Annotated in this window: 9 protein-coding genes and 2 tRNA genes; 7 read left to right on the forward strand and 4 right to left on the reverse strand. The window is 69.9% G+C overall.

Annotated elements, in window-relative coordinates:
* Nucleotides 1-6 precede the first annotated feature (6 nt).
* Nucleotides 7-1,338 carry a hypothetical protein gene (locus tag PLE19_17580; GenBank protein ID HPD16764.1) on the reverse strand — a complete coding sequence of 444 codons (1,332 nt, stop codon included), beginning with the start codon at nt 1,336-1,338 and terminating at the stop codon, nt 7-9.
* A gap of 477 nt (nt 1,339-1,815) precedes the next feature.
* Here PLE19_17580 and PLE19_17585 point away from each other — a divergent pair, with 477 nt between their 5' ends.
* Nucleotides 1,816-3,246: an SGNH/GDSL hydrolase family protein gene (locus tag PLE19_17585; GenBank protein HPD16765.1), complete on the forward strand. Its 1,431-nt coding sequence runs from the start codon at nt 1,816-1,818 to the stop codon at nt 3,244-3,246.
* 951 nt (nt 3,247-4,197) lie between these two features.
* Nucleotides 4,198-5,145, forward strand: coding sequence for a L,D-transpeptidase family protein (locus PLE19_17590; protein ID HPD16766.1), 948 nt, complete (start codon nt 4,198-4,200; stop codon nt 5,143-5,145).
* Between the two features lie 12 nt (nt 5,146-5,157).
* Here the strand turns inward: PLE19_17590 and PLE19_17595 are convergent, their stop codons facing one another.
* Nucleotides 5,158-6,708 carry a hypothetical protein gene (locus tag PLE19_17595; GenBank protein HPD16767.1) on the reverse strand — a complete coding sequence of 517 codons (1,551 nt, stop codon included), beginning with the start codon at nt 6,706-6,708 and terminating at the stop codon, nt 5,158-5,160.
* A 103-nt stretch (nt 6,709-6,811) separates the two neighbouring features.
* Between PLE19_17595 and PLE19_17600 the strand changes: the two genes are divergently transcribed.
* The 3 genes from PLE19_17600 to PLE19_17610 all read left to right on the forward strand — a co-directional run bounded on the left by PLE19_17600 (nt 6,812) and on the right by PLE19_17610 (nt 10,026).
* Nucleotides 6,812-6,888: transfer RNA gene (locus tag PLE19_17600), tRNA-Val, on the forward strand.
* A 42-nt stretch (nt 6,889-6,930) separates the two neighbouring features.
* A tRNA-Asp gene (locus PLE19_17605) sits at nt 6,931-7,007 on the forward strand.
* 355 nt (nt 7,008-7,362) lie between these two features.
* Nucleotides 7,363-10,026 carry a kelch repeat-containing protein gene (locus tag PLE19_17610; protein HPD16768.1) on the forward strand — a complete coding sequence of 888 codons (2,664 nt, stop codon included), beginning with the start codon at nt 7,363-7,365 and terminating at the stop codon, nt 10,024-10,026.
* A 21-nt stretch (nt 10,027-10,047) separates the two neighbouring features.
* Here the strand turns inward: PLE19_17610 and PLE19_17615 are convergent, their stop codons facing one another.
* The gene (locus tag PLE19_17615) at nt 10,048-12,030 is read right to left on the reverse strand and encodes a right-handed parallel beta-helix repeat-containing protein (GenBank protein HPD16769.1); all 1,983 of its coding nucleotides are present in this window, start codon (nt 12,028-12,030) and stop codon (nt 10,048-10,050) included.
* Nucleotides 12,031-12,073: 43 nt separating this feature from the next.
* Nucleotides 12,074-15,250: a LamG domain-containing protein gene (locus tag PLE19_17620; protein ID HPD16770.1), complete on the reverse strand. Its 3,177-nt coding sequence runs from the start codon at nt 15,248-15,250 to the stop codon at nt 12,074-12,076.
* A 266-nt stretch (nt 15,251-15,516) separates the two neighbouring features.
* On the opposite strand from PLE19_17620, the gene PLE19_17625 reads away from it, so the two are divergent.
* Both PLE19_17625 and PLE19_17630 read left to right on the forward strand, forming a co-directional pair.
* Entirely contained in the window at nt 15,517-17,880 is a 2,364-nt protein-coding gene (locus PLE19_17625) for a DUF5060 domain-containing protein (protein ID HPD16771.1), read from the forward strand.
* A gap of 141 nt (nt 17,881-18,021) precedes the next feature.
* Nucleotides 18,022-24,738, forward strand: a complete 6,717-nt coding sequence (locus tag PLE19_17630) for a PQQ-binding-like beta-propeller repeat protein (protein ID HPD16772.1) — start codon at nt 18,022-18,024, stop codon at nt 24,736-24,738.
* The last annotated feature ends 51 nt before the right edge of the window (nt 24,739-24,789 follow it).

The following is a 24,789-nucleotide window of genomic DNA, read 5'->3' on the forward strand; positions in this document are numbered from 1 at the left end:
CCGTTGTCAACGACCGGTCACGGGCTGGGCCAGCTTGTGCAGCATCACGAGCGCGGCGTCGGCCATGCGGCGGCCGGCGTCGGCGCACAGCCAGCGCGAAAGAATCGGCTTGGCGCCGTAGGCGCCCCGCTCGGCCTGGTCGGTGGTGGGCACGTAGGTGGAGGCGCGGGCGTTGGCGAGCTCGACGACGAACGTCTGGCGGAAGGGGGACCAGTGCTTGATGTCGAGCCCGATGCGCACGAAGATTTCGGCGGGCAAGGCCACGAGCCCTATGTCGCCGATCCGCATGACCTGCACCGGCACGTCGGCGGTCTTCCCGTCGTGGGGCCAGCTCTCGCAGCGCTCGATCAGGTACTTGTCGAACGGGGAGGGGTTGGCCTTTCTCTTGAGTTCGGCCACCTCGGCGAGGAGCTTGGCGTCGCGGGTGTAGTAGGGGATGGCGAGGGTCTCGATGGTCGAGGCGAGGGGGATGGCCGTCATCGGCTCGGCGCGCTCCATGGCGAGCATGGCGGCGCCGGCGAGGGCGCGGCCGAGTTGCACGGCCTTGGCCGGTCCGCCGCGCGGCAGGTTCGTGGGGTCGTGGGGCGCGTGGTTGATGTCGCCGCAGGTGCCTTGGAGGTGCAGCGCCACCACGTCCTTGCCGTAGACGGCCGCGATGTTGCGGCCGATCTCGCCGGGCCAGTCGGCCGACACGAAATTGGCCGTCCCGCCGCCGATCACGTCGGGGTGGAGCGCGAAGTTCACGGCGAGGGCGAGGAGATTGCCCTTCTCGTCCACGGCGCTCAGGGTCTGGAGCTGCGGGTCAATCGGCCCGGCGGGGCCGATGGCCTGGGCGCTGCGGCCGAAGACCTCGCTGCCGTCCTTGAGCCGGAACAGGCGGTTGAACGAACAGCCCTCGACGCTGGCCGCCCCGGCCCGCAGCGTGGCGGGCACGAGCGAGTCGGCCGCGCGCTTCACCGCATCGGCGATGCGGCGGGGCAGGAGGCCGACGAATTGCGGGCAGGTGCGCACGACGGCGTTCTCGCGCAGCTCGGGCCCCGTGTGGGTGTGGGTGGCGCAGATGAGCACGTGGTCGGGCGGGAGGCCGCTCTCGCGGCGGATGATGTCCTTCGCTGAATCCGCTACGTCGCCCGACACGCTGATGAGGTCGAGCGACACGAGGGCGAGGCGGGTGCCGCCCGACTCGATCACCATCGCCTTGGCGAACAGGTCGTCGCGGATGAACTCGGCCCGACGGTCGTGGAAGTAGCCGGCGAGCGACACGCCGATCTGGGGCGTGATGGCCTCCTGGGCGCGGCCCACCTTGCACAGAGCGGGCTTGGGCAGGGGATCGGGCATGGCGGCACTCCTTCCATCAACAACCTCCTCCCGCGCCGGCGGATTCTACTGCGCCCGGCCCGCGCGATCAACCGGGCGCCTCTCGCGCGGGTGCGGGCCGGAATCGTAGTTGGTTTCTGATGCGAGAATCCTCGGAACAGGGGAAGGCTCGCGGCAGAGGTAGCCGCGAGCGTCCCGCTTGCGGCTCTCTTCAGCCGTTCGACAAGCGGGACGCTTGTCGCTACGAGAATCCGCAGCAGAAGCGACCTACAGAAATGGCCCACACCCCCTCTCGCACCCTCTCTTCTCGTCCCCACGCAGAGCGCAGGGGCGAGGAATAGGCACGGGCCGCGGAGCGGCCAAGAGGACGTCCCCACGCAGAACGTAGGGACGAGAGGAAGGGCGGGCAACCAGGCCGTCTTGCGTCGCGGCCACACGAAGAGTATCCTACCGCGAGTGGCCCTTCCGCCCGAGAAGCACCATGAGGAGCCCGTCCCGATGAACTCCAGCTTCGCCCTGACTGTCGCCCTCGCCGTTGTCGTTCTCGCCGCCGACGCTTCGGCCGGCGCGCGCCCCACACCGCCCCAGGGCGCGCCCGAGTACCAGGCCCCGCCACGGCCCACCGATGGGGCAAACATGGCGCTGACCATCGAGAAACTCGAAAAGGGCTTCGACCCCGAGCGCCCACTCCTCATCTGGGCCATCGGGTCGAGCTTCACGAACGGCCTCGGCGATGGTTCGACGCTCATCGAGCTGCTCAAGCCGCGCTTCCCGAACATGCCGAAAGTGGTCTACAAACGCTTCGCCGGCAACTCGACGCCTTACCACCTCACGCGCGGCTGGGCGCGCCACCTGGTCATCCCCGAGCAGCCCGACGTGGTGATCCTCTACAACTTCGGGAAGGTGGACGACCTCGAACAGCTCATCGTGGACCTGCGGCAGGGCACGACCGCCGACATCCTCGTCGGCACCATCCACTGGTGTCTTCCCCACGAGAAGCAGTGGCCCGACCCCGACCTGCCATGCAGCCATCAGGACATTCCGAAGCTCCGCGCCGTGTGCGAGAAGCACGGCGTCGAACTCGTCGAGAGCCGCCGCGAAATGACCGAATACATGCTCGCCCACAAGCTCGGCATCAAGGACCTCCTCGCCGACGCCGTGCACGAGAACGCCTATGCCTCGCTGATGACGAACATGAACATCGCCCGGCACTTCAACCGCCCCGCCAAGTTTGCTTACGACCCGCGCACGCGCGAGCGGCGCCTCGATGCCGCGGCCTCGCCCGACGTGAAGCTCGCGGGCGCCTGGGAGAAGGGGGACGGCTCGGTCACCGCGAAGGAGAAGGGCGCGGCCATCGAGGTCAGCTTCACGGGCAGCCGCATTGACCTCATCGGCTGGCGGAGTCCCGACGGCGGCCGCGCCGAGGTGTGGCTCGACGGCAAGCCTGCGGCCGAGGTTCCCGTGTTCCAGGCCAGCTACATCCAGCCCGACGCGAAGAACGCCCCCTTGCCGCCCAACCCGCCGCGCGACCGCTCGCCCCACCGCCTCACGCTGGGCAGCAACGTCGTGCCCCAGAGCTGGACCCTCACGATGACCAACGACGCGGGCGACTACGAACTGGTCGGCAGCCTCACAGGGTCCGATGGCACGGGGAATAACAGAAAGCCCTTCACCAGCAAGAGCGGCCAGATCATCCTCGAGCCCGAGTTCTGGCGGCAGCCCGAGAGCAACAAGGCCGGCGACAAGTGGACCTTCGACGTCACTCGCCCCACCGTCGGCCGGGTCGAGTTCAAGGGCGACAAAGCCAGGTTCCGCCTCACCCTTGCCCAGGCCCTCCCCAACGCCCCGCACAGCATCAAGCTCGTCGCCGACGGCACTGGCCCCGTGGCCATTGCCGCCTTTGATGTCTTCGAGCCGCCGATGAAGTAGCCTTCCTCTGTGTGGCACAGCCGCCCTCGGCTGTGATGTCGTCATGTTGTGGGCGGGATGTCCCCATCCCGCGTAACGCGGCGTGTGGACACGCCGCCCACAATACCCTGCCCGAGGGCACAGCCGACGGCGGCTGTGCCACACGGCTGGCTGCGGCAATCCGCGTGCTCCGCGGTCGCGGCCCGGCGTGGCTTCTGCCATCATTCCCCTGTCATTCTCCCTCTCCGGAGTGCAGAAGAGCGACAAGGAAACGGGGGGGCAGGGCAATCGGGGCTGCCGGAGGGAATGCGCGAGCCTCTCGGACTGCGGCGCGGAACGCCGCTCTTCATTGGGTCCGGTCCAGGGGCAAGACCGCCTGAAGGCGGGACTCCGAACGAGTTCATAACCTGCTGGGAGTGCAGCCTTTAGGCGGTCTTCATACGAAGCCGGCCAGAATGCGGCGGGGAGAAGGATGCCCGATGCCCTGCCCGCCCCATGCTGTATCACCTGAGAGGGGGAGGAAGTGATACAGTATGGGTAGACAGGCGAGTATTGGCGATTCTCGCGGCTCCGGCATGCTGTATCACTCGGCCGGAGGATGGGGAGTGATACAGGATGGAGCGGGGGTCGAGGAGCAGCGTGTCGGCCCCAAGAATGCCACGTCCAGGGGCGTTGGCATCTCTGGCGGCATTCTTGCCATGGGAGCGCGGCGGGCCGCCCGCGTGGACGCGCGAGACGCAGGTTTTTTCGCCCGGCATCTTGAATCCGCCGGGGGCATTTGCTAGACTTGCGTGCGGTGCGGCATGGCTTGGGGCGGCGACCCCGTGAGCCGCTTCCCCCCGAGCGAGGCCACTCCCCGATGATCCCGTGCCTGAAGCGTCGTGAGCACGTGGGGTCCGGGAGCGTTTCCTAGATGATGGGGCAGGGAGGCGAGCCGCCCCCAAGCCCTGGGGTTTCGTCGGAGACAGGCTGATGAAGAGGTCGTGGATTGCCCTCGGGGCGGTGATTGCGGTGATCGTGGTGGCGATCGTGGTGCTCTCGCGCCAGCCGAAGCCCGCCGTGGTGGCCCCTGTGCCCGAGCCGTCGCCCAAGGTGGGCACCGAGACGCCGTCCGAGCCCGCGAAGGAGCCCGCCAAGGAACCCGAGCCCAAGTCCCCGCCGGAACCGAAGGAGAAGGCGAAGGAGCCTGAGCCTCCGAAGAAGGCCGAGCCGGTGGATTCGGATGCCGTTCTCAGGGCGGCCGACGCGGCGCTGGCCGCCGGCAAGCCGGTGGAGGCGCACAAGGTCCTCTCCGATGCCATCCTCCGCGATCCCAAGGCAGCGAAGGCCGCCGACATGAGGACGCGGCTTACGAAGCTCAGCGAAGAGATCTTCTTCTCCGACAAGGTGTTTGCCCCGTACTCGATCGCTTACACGGTGGTGGCGGGCGACGCGCTGGTGAAGATCGCGGGCAAGCACAAGACCACGATCGAGTTGCTCCGCCGCATCAACGGCTTGAAGGGCGACAACCTGCGGATCGGCCAGCGGCTAAAGGTGATCCCCGGCGGCTTCGACGTGGCGGTGGACAAGAGCGACTTCCGCCTCACGGTGACCAAGGACGGCGCGTGGGTGCGCGAGTTCCTGGTCGGCCTCGGCAAGAACGGCACCACGCCCGTCGGCGAGTTCGTGGCCGGCCACAAGCTCAAGGAGCCTGTCTACTTCGGCGACGGCACGCCCATCCCCTACGGCGACAAGACGAAGAACCCCCTCGGCACCCGCTGGATCACCATCCAGGCCGAATACGGCATCCACGGCACCTGGGAGCCCGACTCGATGGGCAAGGAGGGCTCGAAGGGCTGCGTGCGCATGGTGAACCAGGACGTCGAGTGGCTCTTCGACCTCATGGTGCCGGGCAGCAGCAGGATCGTGATTCGGCCGTAGAGGGGCGAACGCTCAGTCAGCCGCACGCCACCAGGCCTGCGCGGCGGCGTGGCGCACCTGGAGCACGCCCGATGCTGCGACGGCCGAGCGCCAGTCGGCCAGCGGCGCCACGCGGAACGGGCGAGCGGCCCCCGCCCGTCTCGCTTGCCACGCCGCCAATGCCTGATGCTCGGCGCCCCAGACCCCCTGCCGGGCCTCGCTCAGCCAATTCCCCTCGGGGTCGCCCGCTCCTCCCTCCGCCGCATCGCGCCACGGCCACCAGGCGGCAAAGCAGCGCCGCGAACGCCGCGTGAGGTCGCACTCCACCGTCCAGCGCCCGGCCTCGTCGCGCTCGACGATCGCCTCGCCGCCGTTGCCGCCCGGTTCCTCTGCCCCGTGGTAGAAGGGCAGCACGGCTTCCGCCAGACCGAAGTCCAGGCGTACCCGCGTGCGTCCCAGCGCTTCCAGGCAGAGCAGCTCGGTGCGGCGCTCGCCCGGCTGCTCGGGCGACCGCTCCAGCACGCAGGCGGCCTCCAGCATGCCACGCCCCTCGGGCAGCATCAGCGCCCAGGTTGCGGCCGCGGCGGCGCCCGCCACCCCGAACACCAGGACGCTGCCCACTGCGCGGCCGCGGCGGCGCGCGGCCAGCGTAGCGAGCAGTGCGCCCAGCGCCAACAGGGCAGAGGCGCCTCCCACGAGCCGCCAGCGCAGCGCGCTGGTCCACCGCGCGCCCCGAAACGCCTCGTAGAGGCCCTTGTCCGCCCACTCGTTACCACGCTCTCCGCGAGGGGAGAACCAGTCGGATGCCTTCAGGGCGCCGGCCTCGCCCACCGCCACGGCCACGGTGCCCAGGCCGACGTGCCAGCGCGCATGGCCGTCGCCGGCGAGCCCGGGCCGCTTGTCTCTCAGCGCGGCAAGCCACTCGCGCGCCGTGGGGCGGCCCGCGACGTCTCCGAGTTCCGCAGCCAGCGAGTCGGTGCGCACCGGGGCGCTGTCATCCAGAGCGAACCCCACGGCTCCGCCGCCTCGCACCCAGGCGGCCAGCGCGGCGCGCTCGGCCTTGGCGAGCTCGCCGCCGTCGCCCGCCACCGCCACGGCATCGAGCACCCCGTAGGCAGCCGCGAGTGTGGGCAGCTCCGCGCTGGTGACGACCACAGGCTGCGCCTCCCCGCACAGGCGCGGCACCGCGGCCCTGGCGTCGACCACGGCGGCCACGACCGGCTCCGCCGGCGCGCGCCGGCGCAGGCCGAGCGGCATCATCTGCTCGCATACGGGGTCGCCACGGCCCGAACGCACCACGATCCGCGCGCGGGCCGCCTCGGAACGGGCCGCCACGAGCGCCCCCAGCGTCGCCGATGCCCCCGCCCCCAGGCGTACGCGCTGACGGAACGCCACGCCCTCCACCGCCACGTCCAGCGTCCCATCCACAGCGGGGCCTGCATTGCTCAGCGTCACCCAGACCAGGAGCGGGGCGGTGGGACGGAACCGGCCGTCGAACGCCGGGCGCAGGGTCGCCGTAACCTCGGCCGCTGTGGCCAGTGCCGCGCCTGATAGGAGCAGTGCCCACGCCGCGCGCCAGTGCATCGTATGCTCCATGTGTGAGAAGCCGCGGAATCAAATACCCGTTGACAGAACAGCCCGAATATGGTAATTTTAGCAGGGTCAATCTGGGCGTCCAGTTCTTTTTGGGCGATTAGCTCAGTTGGCTAGAGCGCATCCCTTACAAGGATGAAGTCGGCGGTTCGAGCCCGTCATCGCCCACCACGGGCGGGCGGCTTGCCTGGCCGATGTGCTCATTGACAACGCGGGGGCGTAGCTCAATTGGTTAGAGTTCCAGACTGTCGATCTGGAGGTTGCGGGTTCGAGCCCCGTCGCCCTCGCCAATCGTCTTGGGTCTGCCCACGAGCGAAGTCGGTGGGCTTACGGCGGCGTTGGGGGCATTTGCCCCCATCGCCGTATGTTTTTGGCCCTCACCAGTGAACTCCGCCCGCTTCAGCCTGTAGCCTTCCAGGTCATCCTCGGTGCTCGGTGGTTTCTATCGGAGACCCGCTCCCGCGGGTGAGGCGACTGCGTCCTGCCCACATCGGCACGGCGACCCTGAATCAGGGCGACACGCGACGACCCGCCGCGACTGGACGTTGCCTTGCTGGAGCAAGCCTGGTATCCTCGGGAAGGCCTAGTCAGCAGCAACAGGATGGCGGCGCCATGACGTGTCCTCTCCATGTAAGGACGGCCGAAATGCTGGCAGTCTTCCTTGCCTCTGCGGCTATTGTCGGGGCGGCGGCCGGCCTGCCGGAGGAATTGAGGAACGCTCCACCCAACACTTGGACCCTGATTGACAAGGGTGGCTATGGCGCGCGGAACTCTGTGGGGCTGGTCTACCTGCCCGAGGAGGGGCGCTTCCTGCTCCTGGGCGGGCAGATGGCCCAGGGCGGCCCGTACTCCGAGATGACGCTCGACCTCGAACGGTCGCGCTGGGAGAACCGCTTTCCCCTTGGCAAGGAGGGTGCCTGGGGCGATGCGACCGGCTCGAGCAAGGCGCCCGCCCGCAAGTACGGCGGCCCAGCCTTCGAGGTCACAGAGGGAGTGCTCCGCCCTCACCTGGACTTCGGCTATAACCACACGATGGAGCTGTGGGGCAACGCGGCCTATGACCAGGCCATGGGCAAGGTGGTGGTGCCCTTCCACCGCCTCGGCCAGACCTACGAGTACGACCCCAAGGCCCGCACCTGGGCGCACGTCGCGACGGCCGACGACGCGCCCAATGAGTTCTGGGACGACATCGTCTTCAACACCTCGTGCTACGACCCGGTCAACAAGGAGGTCCTGGCCGGCCAGTGCCGCTGGGCGTTTCGGGGCGGCACGTGGGAACGCCTCACGTTCGGCAGCGATCTGATCAATGGCCTGAGGGCCAAGGCCGAGGCGCTGGCTCTCGGCGCGCGCAAGCTGGTCGGCGCCTGCCGCGCCCGCTTCTACGTGACGGAGAGCGAGGGGATGGCCAAGGCCAGACTGGACGAGGCGGCCGCGGCCCTGGCCCGACAAGCCGCGGCGTTCTCGGCGGAGGCCGCCGGCGCGGCCGGGAGGGCGGACGACTACGAGAAGAAACAGCTTGGCTGGGCCGGCTCGAACCTCGGGAAGGCCGTGGAACTGCTCGCGAGGGCCGAAGGGCTTCTCAAGGGCAAGATGACTGCGGAGGGTATCGCCGCGGCCGAGGATGTCTGGGAGGCGCTCGACGACGCGGTCGAGGACCTGGCCGCCGCGCCGCCCAGGCGTGCCTACTGCCGGCCGGCCGTGGACGCGCGGCGTGGCAAGATCGTAGTCTTCGGCGGCCACCGCCTCGACCGGCTCGTCGCCGACACGTGGGTCTACGACTGCGCGACCCGCCGCTGGGAGCAGCGCCGGCCCAAGCTCTCGCCCGCGCCGCGCTACGGCCACGGCCTGGTCTGGCTGCCCACGAGCGGTCGGATCCTGCTGGTTGACGGCGCCGGCCGAGCCGAGACCTGGACCTACGACATCGAGGCCGACGAATGGACGTTGCTGGCCGAGGGCGGCGCTCCGCGGGACAGCCTGACGTCGCCCGTCAGCACGTGGGGCTGGCAACCGGAGCCTTCGGCGGCCATGCCTGGCGACGTGGTGGTCACCCTCTCGAACCGGGCCGAGAGCAAAGTGCCCCGCTTCTCCACCTGGGCCGCGCGGATTGACATGGCCAAGACCGATCCGGAGGGGACGCAGAAGCGTGGCGTGCCCTTCCGCGCCGAGAGCTTCACCGGCGGCGCGGCCGGCGACCCTCGCTGGTACGACCGCAACGCGGGGGAGGTCCGCATCGCCGAACAGCAGGAGTGGCTCGAGACGTTGCCCACCAACACCTGGGTGCAGCGCGACCCCAAGTCGCACAAGAACAACCCCAGGGATAACCGGGCCTGGGGCACCGCGGCCTTCGACCCCGACCACGACCAGATTCTCCTGTGGGGCGGCGGCCACGTGGCCTACATCGGGAACTGCGTGCTCCACTACAGCGTGCGGTCCAACCAGTTCTACATCGGGCACCGGCCCGAGGACGGGCTTCGCTACGCGCACGGGCAGGGCGGGATGAAAATCTCGACCACCTACCGCAACCGCGCCTTCATGACCGGCCACGCCTACCACTCCTATGGATACGACCAGCCCACCGGCAAGCTCATCGTCTGCGGCCAGTCCAGGGCAGAGAACGGCGTCAAGGCCAGCCTGTACTTCTGCTATGACCCCGCGGCGACCGAGTGGTTCCCGGGGCCAATCCCCACGCCATTCGAGGCCAGCTACAGCTTCGACCGCCTCTATCCGACGTCCAGGGGGATCATCGCCTGGGCGAGCGGCGGGCTCTGGCGGCCCGACGTGGCGGGGCTCAAGTGGGAGAGGCTCCCGCTGGCCGGCGCCAAGCTGCCCGACCCCAGCCACGAAGGACACGGGATGGTCCACGACGCCCGCCGCGACCGGCTGCTCTTCTTCGCTCAGGGAGCCAAGGGCGAGGTGGTGGCCTACGACATGAGGACCGGCCAAGCCTCACGCCTCGGCCCGGCAGGCCTCGGGGCGGCCGCACTCGCCAATGTGCGCTGCCGGGAGCTGGTCTACCTCCCCGAGTTCGATGCCGTGCTCATCGCCTCGCGCATCGCGGACGCCGAGGGCAAGATGCGCTGGCCGATCTACGACTGCGCGGCGAATGCCTGGAGGGCCGCGCTCCTGGCTGGCAGCGACCCCGTCGGCAAGGACTACAACTTCGGCCTGGGGTTGATGTATGACGCCCGGCGAAAGCTCGTCTGGGCAGCCGATAGCTACGCGAACATCTGGGCACTGCGGCTGGACCTGAGGGCTGCTGACCTCAAGCCCATCGGAGCGACCCCGGAAGACCGCCCCGCGAACCCCTGAGATCGCCCTGCGTTGGATGGGCTACTTGGCCCGAATCCGCAGGATCCCCCGCGAGCGAATCAGAGGCTCGAGGCGCTGAAGCGCCTTGTCTGTCGGCACGTCCCGCGGGACGCGGCGCAGCGTGGCGCTCAGCCGCCAGCCCGAGCGCGACTCGGCGTCGTCCGCGCGAAGGCGAAACGGGTCGCCGAGCTTCCCATTCGTCGGGTTCTGCCACCCGGGAAGCGCGGCCAGGTCGAGGCTCCCGCCCGGCCGCAGCACGCCCCCCGGCAACGGCACCCGCACCCGCCAGAGCTCCTGGCAGTCAAAGTACCACACGTTGGCATAGCGGAAGTGAAAGGTGACGATGGCATCGCCGTCGAGCGGGACCTCTGTCGTGCGGAAGCGGTTGGTGAGCGCCGCCCGCAGCTTCACCTGGTCGCCGGGGCCGACGGCGTCCTGCGAGCCTGCGACGGAGAGCACGAGGCCCGGCTCCGGCCTCTCCTCGCCGGCCCGCCACGGCCCGAGGCCGATGTGCCAGGCGTCGGGCCTCGGGATGCTTGCGGGAAGTTCCACGGGTGCGCCCGCGCCGACCGTGGGCGAGCCGGCTGTGGCGCGGCCCCACTCGTCGAGCTGCGGGTCGCCGCCGACGGAGCCCTCCTCCCACCCGAAGCCCTTGTAGGCGCGGGCCTCGGCGAACGCCAGAGTCAGGTCTTTGCCCCAGGTGAGCGGGTTGCGCCAGTCGGCCTCGTTGCCGAAGAAGAGGTTGTGGTGGGACCGCAGGCCCGCCTGCGCGAACTGCGAGAGCGTTTCGGCGCCCGCGCGCTCGGCCACGGCGAAGAGGGCCGAGCCGCAGCGGAGGAAGGCGTTGTTGGCGATCAGCGGGCGGTCGGGCACGCCCTCCACTTTCCGCAGGTAAACGCCGGTGCCGCAGCGCTCGAAGAGGTTGCCCGCCACGGTGTTCTCGTGGGTGTCGCCGGAATAGAAGAAGACGCCTCGGTCGCAGTCGGTGAAGCAGTTCCGCCACACCAGGTAGTGGCCGCGGTCCTTCTTGCCGGCCCCTGGGCCGCTGGAGCGCTCGCCGGAGATGACCACGCCGTTCAGCACATCGTAGATGCGGCACCCCGCGATGATCATCTGGCGCGCCGCGCCCTTGGTGCCCACACCGAGGCCGCCATTGGAAAGCTCGCAGCCCTCCACGTGATTCGGCCCCTGATCCCCGCAATCAATGCACGAGACGACGTGGGAGTTCGACCCGTGGTCGCCCCAGTAGAAGCAGTCGTGCACCACGCAGTCGCGGAACGCCGAGTTCGAGCAGCCGCTGAGGTAGGCGCCGTACGCATTGTCCACGGAGTTCGATACACCGGCGACCTCGCACTTGGAGACGACGCAGTGGTCGGCGGAGATGACCACGCCCGTCGGCTGGCCGTAGAAGAGGTGAAGCCCCTCGATCCGGAGCCACGGCCTGTTCAGGTTCATGACGACATACTGCGACGCCTCGACGCGATGACGGTCGGGCGAGTCCCCGTCGCGCGTCCACAGATACACCCAACCGTCCTGCTGGGTCCAGCGGCCGGGCGCGCGAAGAGCCTCGACGGGCGGGTCCTCGCGCTTCCCGCGTTCCCGCGGGTGGACAAGTCGCTCGCCGTCCTCGAAGAGGCCCTTGACCTGCCGCGACGGCGCCTTTGCCTTCCACACACCCCCCTGGTGCTTCACCCAGCCGCTGAGCCGCACCGAGCCGAGGAGTGCGACGTACTCCCCTTTCTGCGCGGCGAGGGTGATCGGCCTGTCCCTCTCGCCCGCGCGCGGGAACACGAGGGGGGCGGCGAGCCGGTACTCGCCGGCGCGCAGCACCACGCGGTCGCCCGGCTGCGCCGCGGCAAGGCCCCGCTCGATGGACTGGAACGGCCTGGCCTCCGAGCTATCCCGTGCGCCGTCCTGCCCCGTTGGGCTGACGAACCAGTCGCGGCCGTGGGCAGCGAGGGCGGTGAGCAGAAGGATCGCGGATACGGACAGTGGCCTCGGCATCGGAAGGGGTCCTCATAGGAGTGGTTCGGCGGCGAGCCGAGGCCTACGGAGTGAGTTCAAGGGCGCCGGCATCTCGGCCTTTGCCGGCGGGCCGCCGGCCGCAGAAGTCCCGGTGCTGCGGGCCGCCGAACTCCCAGGCATAGAGTTCCTCGATGGTCGTCTTCGCGTCGGCCAGGGTGCCGCGGCACACGCGTAGAAAGTCCATCGCCCCGGCGAAGTAGGCGCCCGTTGCGCCCTTGCCCACCAGGAAGTCGGCGCCGTTGGCAAGCGAGCCGCCGAGGCGCGCGCCGCGCGCCTCCGCTGCCGTCGCGCCGTCGAGGTAGACGCGCAGGGTCGCGGCCGCCCGATCACATTCGGCGACCACGTGGTGCCACCGGCCGTCGTTGACGCGGTCGCGGGTGCCGGCGGAGGCGGCGGCGTCGCCGCGAACCAGGAAGGCGAGCCGCCCGTCGCCGTCGAGCGACAGCGCGTAGCCGCGCTCGGCGATCTTGGAGACGAGGACGCCGCCGGTGTGCCCCGGCTCGGTGCGGAAGTAGACCTCGATGAGGAAGCTGCCCTCGCCGATGTCCACCGTCCTCTTCTCCTGGCCGCTCCCTCCCCCGACGGGGCTGGCGAGTTCCGCGTGGCTCAGGACGAGGTGCTGGTCCTTGCCGTTCAGGCGGAGCGCGCCCTGGGTCCAGTCCTCCAGGGGGCCGTCAATGTAGTCGCCGGCCCTGACGTTCACCCCCGTGAGCGGGTAGCGTGGCGTCTTCCAGTAGTCCTCGCGCTTTCCGTAGTAAGGGGTCATGTACCAGTGCTCGTCAATGACCTCGGTCGGGTCCTTCTGGTGACGGGTGAAGTGCCACTCGCCGACAGGGGCGTAGAGGCCCCAAGGCACGAAGACCCGCACGCCGGCGTCCACGGCGGCGGAGCCGGGCGCGAGGCGGAAGTCGTGCTTCGCGGGGTCGCGGAGCACGGGCTTCTCGCTCATCTGGCCGACGTCCGAGGCCAGGGCGCCGCGCTCGGCTAGGGCCTTGCGGAACGAATCGAGGCTGGCGTGCCAGCGGCCCGAGGGCTCGAAGACGGCGAACCGGTCGCTCACGTCGTGGAAGACGTTTCGCGCGTAGGCGTTGGTCTCGTGGGCGAAGTGCTCCTTCTGCGGCCCGGCGTCGGCGGCGTTGCCCTCGGGCTCCGATTTGGCCGGCTCGGCGTGCCAGAAGAGCCATTCGCCGATGCCGCTCCAGACGTTGCCGAGAAACTTGTCGCGGCCCGCGTGGGGCGCCTGGCGGCGGGTGCCCTTGACGAAGTTGTAGACCGTGTTGTTGAAGAAGGCGTTCTCGAAGCTGATGATTTCCTGGAAGGCCGCGGTGTTGCCCAGGCGGCTGAAGGGGTCCTTGCTCTTGCCCCAGGCGATGTTGTTGAAGACGTAGTTCTTGAAGCTGCCGTCGAGGTAATAGGCGTGGCCGAAGCGGGCGCTGGCCGGCTTCTTGGGGCCGTAGGCCCAGTGCCAGTAGCCGCCGGGGTTGCCGCTCACGTTGCAGTAGACGTAGAAGGGGCCGCCCTGCCAGGTCTCGATGCCGCCCCAGTCGTTGGTGTTGAGCAGGGGATCAGTGACCTGGTTGTGGTGGATGAGGATGCGGGAGAGCGGGGCGTCGCCGGACTGGCCGCTGCCCTTGCCGCCGAAGATGAAGAGACCGGCGCCGTAGCAGCGGTCGAGGATGTTGCCGGCGACCTCGGCGGTTTGGGGGAAGCCCACCTCGACGGCGTGGCCGTGGGCCTGGCGGCGCGGGCGCAGGCCGATCCCGGCGAGGCGGTTCCGCAGGACCTCCACGCTGCCCAACTGCCCCTGCCCCTTGGCGATGGTGATCGCCTCGGCGTCGAGGTGCGCGATGTCGTTGTCGCTCACCACGACCGAGCCGATCCGGCACTGGGCGTTGATGGGCTCGACGCGGACGGCCTTGGCCACGTGCTCGAAGCGGCAGTGCGACACGCGCAGCCCGTCGGCCGAGCCGAGGGCGCGGATGCAGGCGTTGTCCACCTCCTTGTGCATCCAGGCGGGGAACTCGAGGTCCCACCACGTGTTGGTGAAACGGAAGGTGAGGCCGGTGATCTCCACGTGGCGCAGGCCGGTCGTGAGCAGCTTGTCGCGCTGCTCGGGCTTCAGCACGTCGGTGCGGGGCGGGGCGGCGGCCGAAGCGGCGTCCTCGATGAGGCAGTAACGACGTGCGGCCTCCACGGCCATGGTGTTGGGGTCGCGGTCGCCCGGCAGGCGCACGTAGAGCCGCCCGCCGGCGCCCTTCTTGTCGAACCAGAACTCGCCCGGCTCGTCGAGATAGTGCGGCTTGTCCTCCAGGTAGTAGCGGTTGTTGGTGATGAGGGTGCCGCTGTCGCCCCACCACACGCCCTGGAAGGCGACGGACTTCTTCGCGGCGTCCACGGCCTCGACTTTGGTGGGGAAGGGCGTGCCCATCACGATGCCCCACTCGGTGCGGAGGATGGCGTCGCGGTAGTGGTCGGCGGGCTTCGTCAGGTGCTTCGTGTCCACGCCCAGGTGCATCTTCCTGCCGTTGACCGTGGTCTTGTTCTGCTGCGTCCACCACCGGGGCTGCTCCCAGGTCCACCACTCGCTCTTCACGTCGTCGGGGTCGCTCACGGTCCAGTTGGGCGTTCGGGCGAGCTTGAGGCGGATGGCCTTGCCGGCCTCGAGCATCCAGACGCAGCGTGGGGCGAAGGCGAGGTCGGTCCACCAGACCTTCTGGGACTCTGGGATGTCCTTGTGGTCCGCGCCCTGCTTCCAGCCGGCGACGGCCTCCGAGCCGCAGAGGACGGCCTCGCCCGCGCCCCAGGCGGGGTCGCTGGTGAGGCGAATCGGCTCCCCGGGCGTGCCCTGGTCGTCGGCGGGGGCGGCGAGCTGGCCGCGGTACACGACGCCGCGCTTGAAAACATAGGTCGTCGGGCCGCGATGGGCCTTTGCCAGGTTCGCCGCGGCGGGGTCCCAGGGGTGGTGCTTCCAGGGCCTCTCCTTCGACGCCCCGTCGTTCGCGTCGCTCCCCGCGGCGAAGTCAATGTAGCGAACCGTCTTGCCCGGAGCGAAGACGAACGGCTCGGGCGCCCACTCCAGGCCGCCCGTGGGCAGCACCTTGGCCTGCGGCTTCTGCCACGAGAAGGCGGTTCGCTCGGCCCCCGTCGCGCCCAGGGCGACCGCCAAGAGACTCAGCGTCACGCGCTGCCACGCCGGCATGGGTCTGTCTCCTGTCAGCTCTGGTGCGTTCGAACGCCCGCGCGCACAACATACGCCCGGTGCCAGAAGCCGTCAAGCCCCTTCCCGCGAGGGAGCCCGCGCGAGGGGGGATGATGCGGCTTGATCGAGCGCCCCAACCTGCTATACTGGCCATCATTTCAGACACCGTAGCAAGAGTGGAAAGGCCAGTGATGTCGGAAACCTTGTGGCCTGGAGCCATCGTGACGCTGCTTGCCGCTGCCGCGGTTGTTCGGGGGGAACGCGCCGTGGAATCTGTCGAACTCTGGGGCTGCTTCGAGACCGCGCTACGATCGGGAAGGGCCTATGCCAACCCCTTTGCCGATGTGGACCTCTCGGCCCGCTTCGCGTGCAATGGTGAGTCTCTGACGGTGAAGGGCTTCTACGATGGCGACGACACCTGGAAGCTCCGCTGCATGCCCACCCGGGAGGGGCGGTGGACCTTCACCACGCAATCGCCCGACCCGGAACTGAACGGCAGGACGGGGAGCTTCCTGTGCGTGCCGCCGTCGAAGGGCAACCACGGCCCCGTCCGTGTGGCGCGCACCTGGCACTTTGCCTATGCCGATGGCACCCCGTACTTCCAGGTCGGCACGACCTGTTACGCCTGGACCCATCAGGCCGACGACCTCCAGGCGCAGACGCTCCAGACCCTCAGCGCGGCGCCTTTCAACAAGATCCGCTTCTGCATTTTCCCGAAGTCTTACGCGTACAACCAGAACGACCCGCCGTTCTACCCCTTCGAGCGGCGGGCCGACGGCCAGTTCGACTTCTCGCGGCCCAACCCCGTGTCGTGGCGCCATCTGGAGCGGCGCATTCTGGACCTCCAACGCCTGGGTATCGAGGCCGACCTCATCCTCTGGCACCCCTACGACCGCTGGGGCTTCGCCACGATGGGGCAGGAGCACGACGACCGTTACCTGCGCTACGCCATCGCCCGCCTGGCCGCCTTCCGAAACGTCTGGTGGTCCCTCGCCAACGAGTACGATCTCATGGCCCCGGGCACCCAGGGCCACCGCGGCGACAAGCAGATGGCCGACTGGGACCGCTTCTTCAGGATCCTCCACACGGAGGACCCCTTCAGCCACTTGCGAAGCATCCACAACTGCGGCAGTTTTTACGACCACACCAGGCCCTGGGTCACGCACGCCAGCATCCAGAGTTCCGACCTCGCCTCCGGCCCCGCCTGGCGCGAGAAGTACCGCAAGCCCATCGTCTACGACGAATGCAAGTACGAGGGCGACGTGCCCCAAGGCTGGGGCAACCTCACGCCGGGGCAGATGGTGGACCGCTTCTGGCTCGGCACCATCGGCGGCTGTTACGTCGGCCACGGCGAGACCTACAGGCATCCGGCCGACATCCTCTGGTGGTCCAAGGGCGGCGTGCTGCACGGCCAGAGCCCGGCCCGCATCGCGTTCCTCAAGCGCTTCATGGAGCCGGCGCCCTTCCACCAGATGGCACCCGACGCCGCCTTCTGCCCAGGCAATCTGACCCTGGCCAAGGCGGGCGAACTCTACCTCGTCTACTGCCTCAAGGCCAGCCCTGCCACCATTGACTTGCCCGGCGAGCGGTCCTACAAGGTGGACGGCATTGACACCTGGCACATGACCGTGACGTCCCTGGGCACGGCGCGTCCCGGCAAGTTCACCCTCGCCCCGCCCAGGACGCCCTATCTGTTCCGCCTCGAGCCTTACAGGCCAGGCGAGGCCCTGCGGCCCGAAGCTACCGCCCAGGCCACGCCCACCGAGGGCGCCCCGCCCCTCACCGTGAAGTTCAGCGGCCCGCCCGAGTTGGCCTGCCGCTGGGACTTTGGGGATGGGACGACCTCCGACGAGCACAGCCCAGCCCATACCTATGCAAAACCCGGCCTCTACACGGCCACGCTCACCGTCACCGACAGGGCGGGCGGCTCCTCCAGCGCCGCGCTGCTCATCGCCGTAGACACGTGGACGGGCAGGCCGCTGGTCCGCGTGGGCACCCTCCGCGACGAGAGCGCGCCCCTGAAGCTCCACGGGGACGTGAAGCGCGGCCCCGACGGCTCTCTCGATTTCGGCGATCGGGAGCCATGGAAGTGGGTCGCGGTGGGCGAGAAGCCCCTCGAGGCCCTGGAGGGTCTTCGCTCCTTCACCATCTGCGGGTGGCTCAAAGCCGCGAGCCTGCAAGCCGGCAGCGGCGGCAACCGCATCGCATTCAACCTCAACTACAACCGCGCCGGCTTCGACCTCGTGTGCCTGGGGGACGGCCGCCTGCGGCTTGCCGTGAACGAGTGGCCAGACCGCATCGTCAACGACAGTTCGCCGGGCAAGGTGGCGGTGGGCAAGTGGGTCTTCTTCGCCGTAGCCTGCGATGCGACGAAGGGGAAAGACAACGTCCGCTGGTACTTCGGAGACCCTGACACGCCCGCCCAGCTTGACAAGGTGACCACCTATGCCTGCGGCGCCACGGGCCAGGGGAGTGGCACGCTGACGATTGGAAACTACAACGAGACCCTTCACAGCAGCGGGCTGGACCGCCAGTTCCGCGGCACGCTGCGCGAGATCGCCATCTTCGGCAGCAGGATCGGACCGCGGGGGGCGTTGTCGGCGGAAGAGATCCGAAGGCTGCAACGGTGAGCGGCGGACACGTGTCCGACGGGCCGGCGACGGTGGCCATGGCGGCGGAGGCCGCGTGTGGACATGGCCGGAGCAGGACCCGCCTCGCGCCGGCCTGGCGTCCAGGCGGCCAGATGGGAAGCCGTGCGAATGCAATGCCTCATGCGCCCTCTTCTCCTGCTGAGCATTCTCGTTGGCCATAGTGCTCTGTCCGACGTGGCCGTGGGGGAGGATGGTGCGCGCCCGTACGATGCGCGAGGCGAGGACCCTGCGGCCGACCAGATCGACTGGAAGGCGGACTGGGACGAAACCTACAAGGCCAACCTCGCGCGCTGGGAGGCGGACGCGCGGCGCCTGACGAATGACGAGGGCGAGCGGACCCTCATCGTGCGCACCCGGGTGGTGCGGCTGCTCGAAGCCCTGATGGCCAGGTACCCCAACGACGCCGCCCGGCACCAGGCGGCCCTGAAGGAGATTGCCGGCAACTACTACGCCTGCACCCTGCCGGCGCGCGGGAACCACGCCCTGCGCCGCCTCATCGAGGAACTCCCCGGGCAGGCCGACCTCGCCGCCCAGGCCCTCCACCGCATCCTCGAGGAAAGCCGCTGGGAAGAGCCCTGGTCCATCGAAGGCGGGTTGGCCTGGGTCGAGTATGCGGCGACCCGTCTGGCGGGTCTCAACGCGGCGGGGCAGTTGCCCGACGGCCATCCCGCGGTGGCCACCGCGTGGCGCGCGCTGGCCGTGCTGCGGCGCGCGCAGGGGCGCCTGCTCGACGCGGCCGAGGCGCTCGAGTCGCTCGAGACCCACACGGGCAGGGACGACTGGTGGCAGTTGGCCGAGGGCGAACTCCTGCTCGCCGCCGGGCGCGAGGGGCAGGCCCTGTCGCGTTTCCAGGAACTCTACGCGCGCTCCGAGAGCAACTGGCGGGCCAGAGACCGCGCGCAACTCCTGCTCACATACCCCGCGATGGCCACCCCGCCCAGCTTCGCGAGCCACTTCGGCCTCGAGGCGAAGTGGGAGGCCATTCGCGCCAGCCCTGTTCCCGACGTGATGGAGCGGATCGGCGAGGCGCTGCGAGAGGATGCCGAGGGGAGGAACATCCTGCCCTGGCGGGACGTGCGGCAGACGTCGTGCTGGGCGGCCATTGACCGCCACCTGCTGGCGCAGCCGCCGGAGGCGCTCGCTACGCTCAGGGCGGCTCAGGAGGCCGAGGCGCGCCAGGCCCTCCGCTCCGGGAGCGGGCTGGCCACGGACAAGCTCCTGGCCGCCTGCCGGCGCTACCCCTGGGCCCCGACGACCCACCAGGCCCTGTTGGCCTGGGGCGAGGAACAACTGCGGGCGGGGCGCTCCGGGCTCGCCTTGCGAGCCTTCGAAGACGTGCGTGCGCGCAGTGCCGACCCCGCCTTGCGTGCGAGGGCCTGTGTGGGCTCGGCGCTGGCCGCGGCTCAGGAAGGCGGCGAGGCGCTCTCGCAGGCGGATGGAGCCCTGGCCCCGGGGACGCGCTATCCGTGGCTGGGCGGGCAGGAAGATGCGCAGGCAATCCTGACGCGCCTGGGCAGGCCGTCCGGCGCCCTCAGCGAGGCGGCCGTCCCGCTCGCCAACCTCGCGCGGGTGACGCTCCGGCTGCCGCCGGAGGGCGCCTGGCCCCCGGAGCTGTTTGCCGACATCTTTCCCCGCGAACTGGCCGAGGTGGTGTGGCCGCTGCTCCTACAGCCGCGGGCCTGCGAGGCCGGCACCCTGGTGGCCGGGCCGCAACTGCTGGCCCTCTTCGGCGACGACCCTGCGAGGCCGCTGTGGATGGCGACGCCGACCCACTCGCGAGGCAAGCAGGGACGCACGGAGATCGCCAATGCCGAGGTGCTGGTGATCCCCGGGCGCTTCCAGCCAGCCGTCGCAGACGGGCGAGTCTTCACCCGCTGGGGCCTCGACCCGACGCGGCGTCTGCCGACGGATATCGCCGCCTTCGACCTGCGCTCCGGCGAGATGCTCTGGTCCACGGCAACGAACGCGGCGTGGCGGCACCTGCTGCCCACCGGCGACCCGGCGGCGGCCGATGGCCGGGTGTACGTGCTGGCCCTCCACAGGGCGCACACCGGCGTGCTCCCGGTGTCGGCCGTGAGCCTTGTGTGCCTCGACGCGGCGCGAGGCAATGTGCTGTGGGAGCGCTCGCTCGGCTCGCAAAACGTCACCCTCATCCCGAGCTCCAATGGCGACTACCGCTACAACCAGTTCGACATGTCGCACTACGGGAGCGGTGTGACGGTGGCCGCGGGCGCCGTATACTGCCAGACGAATCTGGGCTTCGTGGCACGCTGCGATGCCCGCGACGGGCTGGTCGAGTGGGTCTTCCCATACTCCAGAGTTCCCCTGCGCTGGAACATCGGCCGCGTGGTCCGGCGCCAGGGCGGCGCCCCGCTGGCGTGGCGCGATCGGATCGTGTTCGTGCCGCGGGACGCCACGGGCGCCTTCGCCCTCGATGCCCGAAGCGGCAAGCTACTGTGGGAGAACCCCCTGGCACCGTCGGCCGAGTGCCTGGGGCTGCGCGGCGGGCTGCTGCTGACGGCGGACGAAGCCGGGCTGGCCGCGCTGGACTTGATGGGCGGCCGCGCCCGGTGGCACAGGTCGTTCCCTCGGGAGATCTGCGGGCGGCCGTGTCTCCTCGGTGGCAGAGTGATCGCCGCTGTGGGCGGCCAACTCCAGAGCATCGAGGCGGAGACGGGCCGGCTCGCCGAAACGACGGCCTGGGGGTCGGGCGGGACCCCGTTGGCGTTCGGCGCGCGTGGAAGGACGCTCGTTGGGGTCTCCCCCGGCGCGCTGGGTTCGGACCAGGAACCCATCGGCAAGCCCCTGAACGCACAGGCGCCGCCCGCACAAGAGCCGCTGCGTTTGCCGCTTGTGCGGAGCTGGAAACTGGCGCGCCCCAACCCCACCCTGCTCGTGCCTCCGCCCGAGGCGGGACTCGACGGGAAGCTGCTCCTGGTGTCGGAAGGCGTGCTGGAGTGCGTGCGGGCGAGCGCGCAGGGCGGCGTGGAGTGGCAGCGGCTTCCGGCGCCCGGCTACCAGGGGATGGTGTGGACCGATGGCGCCGTGAGCTTCATCTACACGCGCTCGGTCGTGACCATTGATACGAAGACCGGGGGCCTCCGCTGGCAGGCGGACCTTCCCCTGGTGATTCGCCAGTGGCAGGAGGCCGGGCCGTACCTCGTGGCGGGCGACTTCACCGAGGCCGAACGCGGCAAGCAGGTGGCCGTGCTCGACCTCGCCACCGGCAGGCTGCTCTGGCATCGCGAGTTCCGTGAGTACGGCGACTCCTATTGGAGCTACTTCCACGGGATCGGCTGGGACGGCCAGAGCCTTCACCTGTTCGCCACGCTGGCGCCGGTGCAGGGCGGCGGCCACTTCGACGTGGTGTGCGAGCCGGCCAGCGGCCGAATCAAAGCGGTGCGGCGCTTCCTGGCCAAGGGACGCGAGTGGCCGTTCCTCTTCGACGTCGGCGAGGGCTCGGGCTTCTATGTGGACCAGGACAAGATCGCCTACGAGTTCGCACTCGACGGCTCGCCGCCGGTGCGGTACGGCGCGAACCTGCGGGACCTGGTGACGCAAACACCCGCGCAACTGCGCCGCGTGCGCAAGCGGCGCAACCTCCAGCAGTCGCAGCAGTGGATTCAGATCTACCAGTACGAGGACTACCCGCAGTACCGTCACACCCACTGGATCCTGCAACGCGGGAACCCCGACTACGAGCTTCGGCGGACGCGCCCGGGCGTTGTGCGTGGCGACCTGTTGTATGAGACCGAAGGGCCGAGCCTGCGGGTGGTGGAGTTGCCGAGCCGCCGCGACGTGGCCCAGATGCGCGTGGCGCTGCCGGCCTATCGCACCGCCCGAATCCTCGACTGGCGCGAGCAGGGCGAGAACGTGCTCGTGGTGTCCGGAATCTCGCGCGGGCCATACGAGTCCGCCATGACCCCCTATCGCATCCAGGTGAACGCCTTCGACAGGCGCACGGGGCAGCCGCAGGGCGAGCAGTTACTGGCCGATGCGCCCTACTGGCGATTTGCCATTCACCGCGACTGGCGCGACTACCCCCAGCACGAGACGCAGGTGGCCTGGGACAAGGGCGTGCTGCTCCTCACGGATGCCGACGGTCTGGCCGCGTACACGAATGCCCCCGGCGGCCCGCCCCCGCTGTCGGACAAGGCCGCCCAGATCGCCTATCGGACGTCCGCTCCCTTGACAGTGGACGGCTGGCTGGACGACTGGGAGCTCAGGACCGCCGCGCCGCTGGCGGGGGAGGGGGGGCGCCGAGGCTGGGTGCAGGTCGCGCACGACGGCGACCACCTGCGGATTGCCGTCACCAGTGAACTGCCTACGGCCTCCAGCCGGCGCGGGGCCGGCGGCTACGGGGGCGGCGACTGGCTCGAGGTGGCCGCCAGCGCGGGGAATGGCACGAGGCGCCTGAGCCTCGGGGCCGACGAGCAAGGCCACGCCGTGTGGGAGGCCGGCCACGACACGGCGGTCGGCGGGGCGCGAGGCGCGGTGCGGCATGACCCTGTGCGCCAGGCGACAACGTACGAGATGGTGTGGCCGCTCGACGAACTGATGGGGACCGACAAGCGAGAGCGGCGACGACGGCTGGGGCTGTCGCTCGCCGTGTGGCACACCCCGCTAGGCCGCCGCCCCGAGCGCGCGCTGGCCTGGGGCGATGCCTGGTGGGCGCAAGGGGCGCTCCCAGAGGCGCACCAGCTCGTCTACCTGCATCCGCTCACCCTGGCGGGCGAGGAAGCGGGCCTGACGCTGGCCCACGAACTGCCCGACCTGGAGGCGTCGTGGGAGTTCTTCAGAGACTCGTGCGACGTCCGCGCCGCGACGCGGCCGTCGGGGGTCGTGGTGGCGCGCTACGCGGCCTACCTGAAGCGCCATCCGGACGGTCCGGCCGCCGAGCGCGCACTGCCGGCGCTCGACCGAGCCTTGCGCACCAGCCTGGCCGACGACCCCGTGCCCGAGGTCCTTCGCATCGCGCAGGAGGCGGGCGTGAATGAGGCGATTCGCGCGCGCTACGCCCGGCTCGCGAAGGCCCACGTCTCCCTCTGGCTTCACACCGACCCCCGGAAGCTGCCGACAGGCCTGATGCTCCAGTTCCACGACGGCCGCGAGCGGGGCGGCTGGGGGCACCGCGTCTCCTGGGGGCTGAACCCCTGGAGGGGCGACTGGGGCGAGCCCGGCGCCCCCGGGAACCAGCAGGCCGGCCCCGTGCCGCAGGCCGACGGCTGGCAGGAACTCCGAATCCCTCTCCTCTGGATTGGCCTTGAGGAGAGGCCCCTGTGCGGCATCTCGTTTGCCCAGCATGGCGGCGGCCGCGTGGTGTGGGACCGCGCCGCGATGGTCTACGAGGGCGGCGAGAGAGTGTTCCTGGACGACGAGGCGCCCAAGGCCAGGGAGATAGTCGGGCAGTGGTCGTGGGTGGCCGAGCCGCGAAAGAGCGGCTCGCGCGCACACACCGATGCCAACCCCGGCAGTGTGAGCGATACCGTCCATCGGAACGTCGAGGGGTTCCTGACGCCGGTAGTCGAGCACCTGGTGCCGCCCGCCACGGGCGCCGTGTTGTCCCAGTGGGTCTATCTGGACCCGGCGAAACCGCCGCGCACGGTGTGCATCGCTCTGCAAGCCCGCAGCGACCCGTACCGTGTCTACTGGGGCGACGGCGTGGAGGATGGCCGCTGCCTCGGCCCGCTGCCCAAGGCGGGCGAGTGGCAGGAACTGCGCGTGCCGCTGGCCTGGACGCCCGCCTACTGCTACCCCCTGCGGGGGATCGTGTTCGAGCAGGTCGGCGGGCGGGTGTATTGGGACAGGACGGCGATAGTGGCTGGCGGCCGCGAGCAGGTGATCGTCGAGGACGAGATGCCGGCCGGCTCGGTCCGAGGGGATTGGCAGTGGGTGGAGACGCCGGTGAAGAGCGGCAAGCGTGCTCACACGAACCCGCCCCCCGAACGATACGGGGCGCACGGGGTCGTCTACCTCAGGGACCCGCTCACGCTGCACCTGCCGTTCGACCCCGCGCGGGCGGCCCTGCTGCTCCAGGAGCAGATCCCGCGCCTCGGAGCGTCGGAGGAGGCCTGGGAGTTCTTCGAGGTGCTTCGCGGCATCCTGCCGACAGGGGGCCCGCGGCAGGCGGATCGCATCCGCTGGTTCCTGAGCGAATTGCCCGAGCACCCGAAGGCGCTGACGCTCCTCAAGTCGCTTCTGGACTACTACCAGGACGCGAAGGAGCCGGACCCGCTGGCCGCGGTGGACCGCGTGATGGAGGAGAGCAAACTGCCGCGTTCCGTGCGCTACGAGTTCCGCCGCAAGTTCGGCTCGGCGGAGGCTTCGTTCATCCGCACGTGGCGCGTCCTGGGCCCGTTCCCGAGTCCGGGCGGGAGCGGGCACGCGAAGGCGTTCCCGCCCGAGACGGAGCCCGTGGCGCTGGACCGGGACTACGAGGTGGTGGGCGGCCGCGCCCGCTGGCGGTTCCACAGTTCGGACGGCAACCTGATCGATCTCGAGAGGCTGTTCAAGCCGAACGAGCACGTGGTCGCGTATGCGGTGTGCTGGGTCCGAGCCCCGAAGGCGATGCAGGTGTCGTTCGAGGCCGGAAGCGACGACGGGATGAAGCTCTGGCTGAACCGCAAGCTGCTGCTGGACCGCGCCGAGCCGCGGCCCGCCGAGCCACGCCAGGACACGGCGCCGGCCGAGCTCAAGGCGGGCTGGAACGAGGTGCTGGTGAAGGTGGATCAGACGACGCGGCAGTGGGGCTTCTATCTGGAATTGCTCGACGCCGAGGCCCGCGGGCTGCTCAAAGAGGTCACCGTGTCTGCCACCCCGCCGACGGGGCGGGACTAGGAGCCTGTCCGAGAATCCGCGTGAGGCTGCGACGCCGCCGATTCGGGCCGC

This window comes from Planctomycetota bacterium, assembly GCA_035384565.1.
Taxonomy (GTDB): domain Bacteria; phylum Planctomycetota; class PUPC01; order DSUN01; family DSUN01; genus DAOOIT01.

Bases quoted from the DNA above. Each gene is read 5' to 3' on its own strand.
- PLE19_17580 (HPD16764.1), bottom strand. From the start codon at position 1,338: ATGCCCGATCCCCTGCCCAAGCCCGCTCTGTGCAAGGTGGGCCGCGCC.
- PLE19_17610 (HPD16768.1), top strand. From the start codon at position 7,363: ATGCTGGCAGTCTTCCTTGCCTCTGCGGCTATTGTCGGGGCGGCGGCC.
- PLE19_17595 (HPD16767.1), bottom strand. From the start codon at position 6,708: ATGCACTGGCGCGCGGCGTGGGCACTGCTCCTATCAGGCGCGGCACTG.
- PLE19_17590 (HPD16766.1), top strand. From the start codon at position 4,198: ATGAAGAGGTCGTGGATTGCCCTCGGGGCGGTGATTGCGGTGATCGTG.
- PLE19_17620 (HPD16770.1), bottom strand. From the start codon at position 15,250: ATGCCGGCGTGGCAGCGCGTGACGCTGAGTCTCTTGGCGGTCGCCCTG.
- PLE19_17615 (HPD16769.1), bottom strand. From the start codon at position 12,030: ATGCCGAGGCCACTGTCCGTATCCGCGATCCTTCTGCTCACCGCCCTC.
- PLE19_17585 (HPD16765.1), top strand. From the start codon at position 1,816: ATGAACTCCAGCTTCGCCCTGACTGTCGCCCTCGCCGTTGTCGTTCTC.
- PLE19_17630 (HPD16772.1), top strand. From the start codon at position 18,022: ATGCGCCCTCTTCTCCTGCTGAGCATTCTCGTTGGCCATAGTGCTCTG.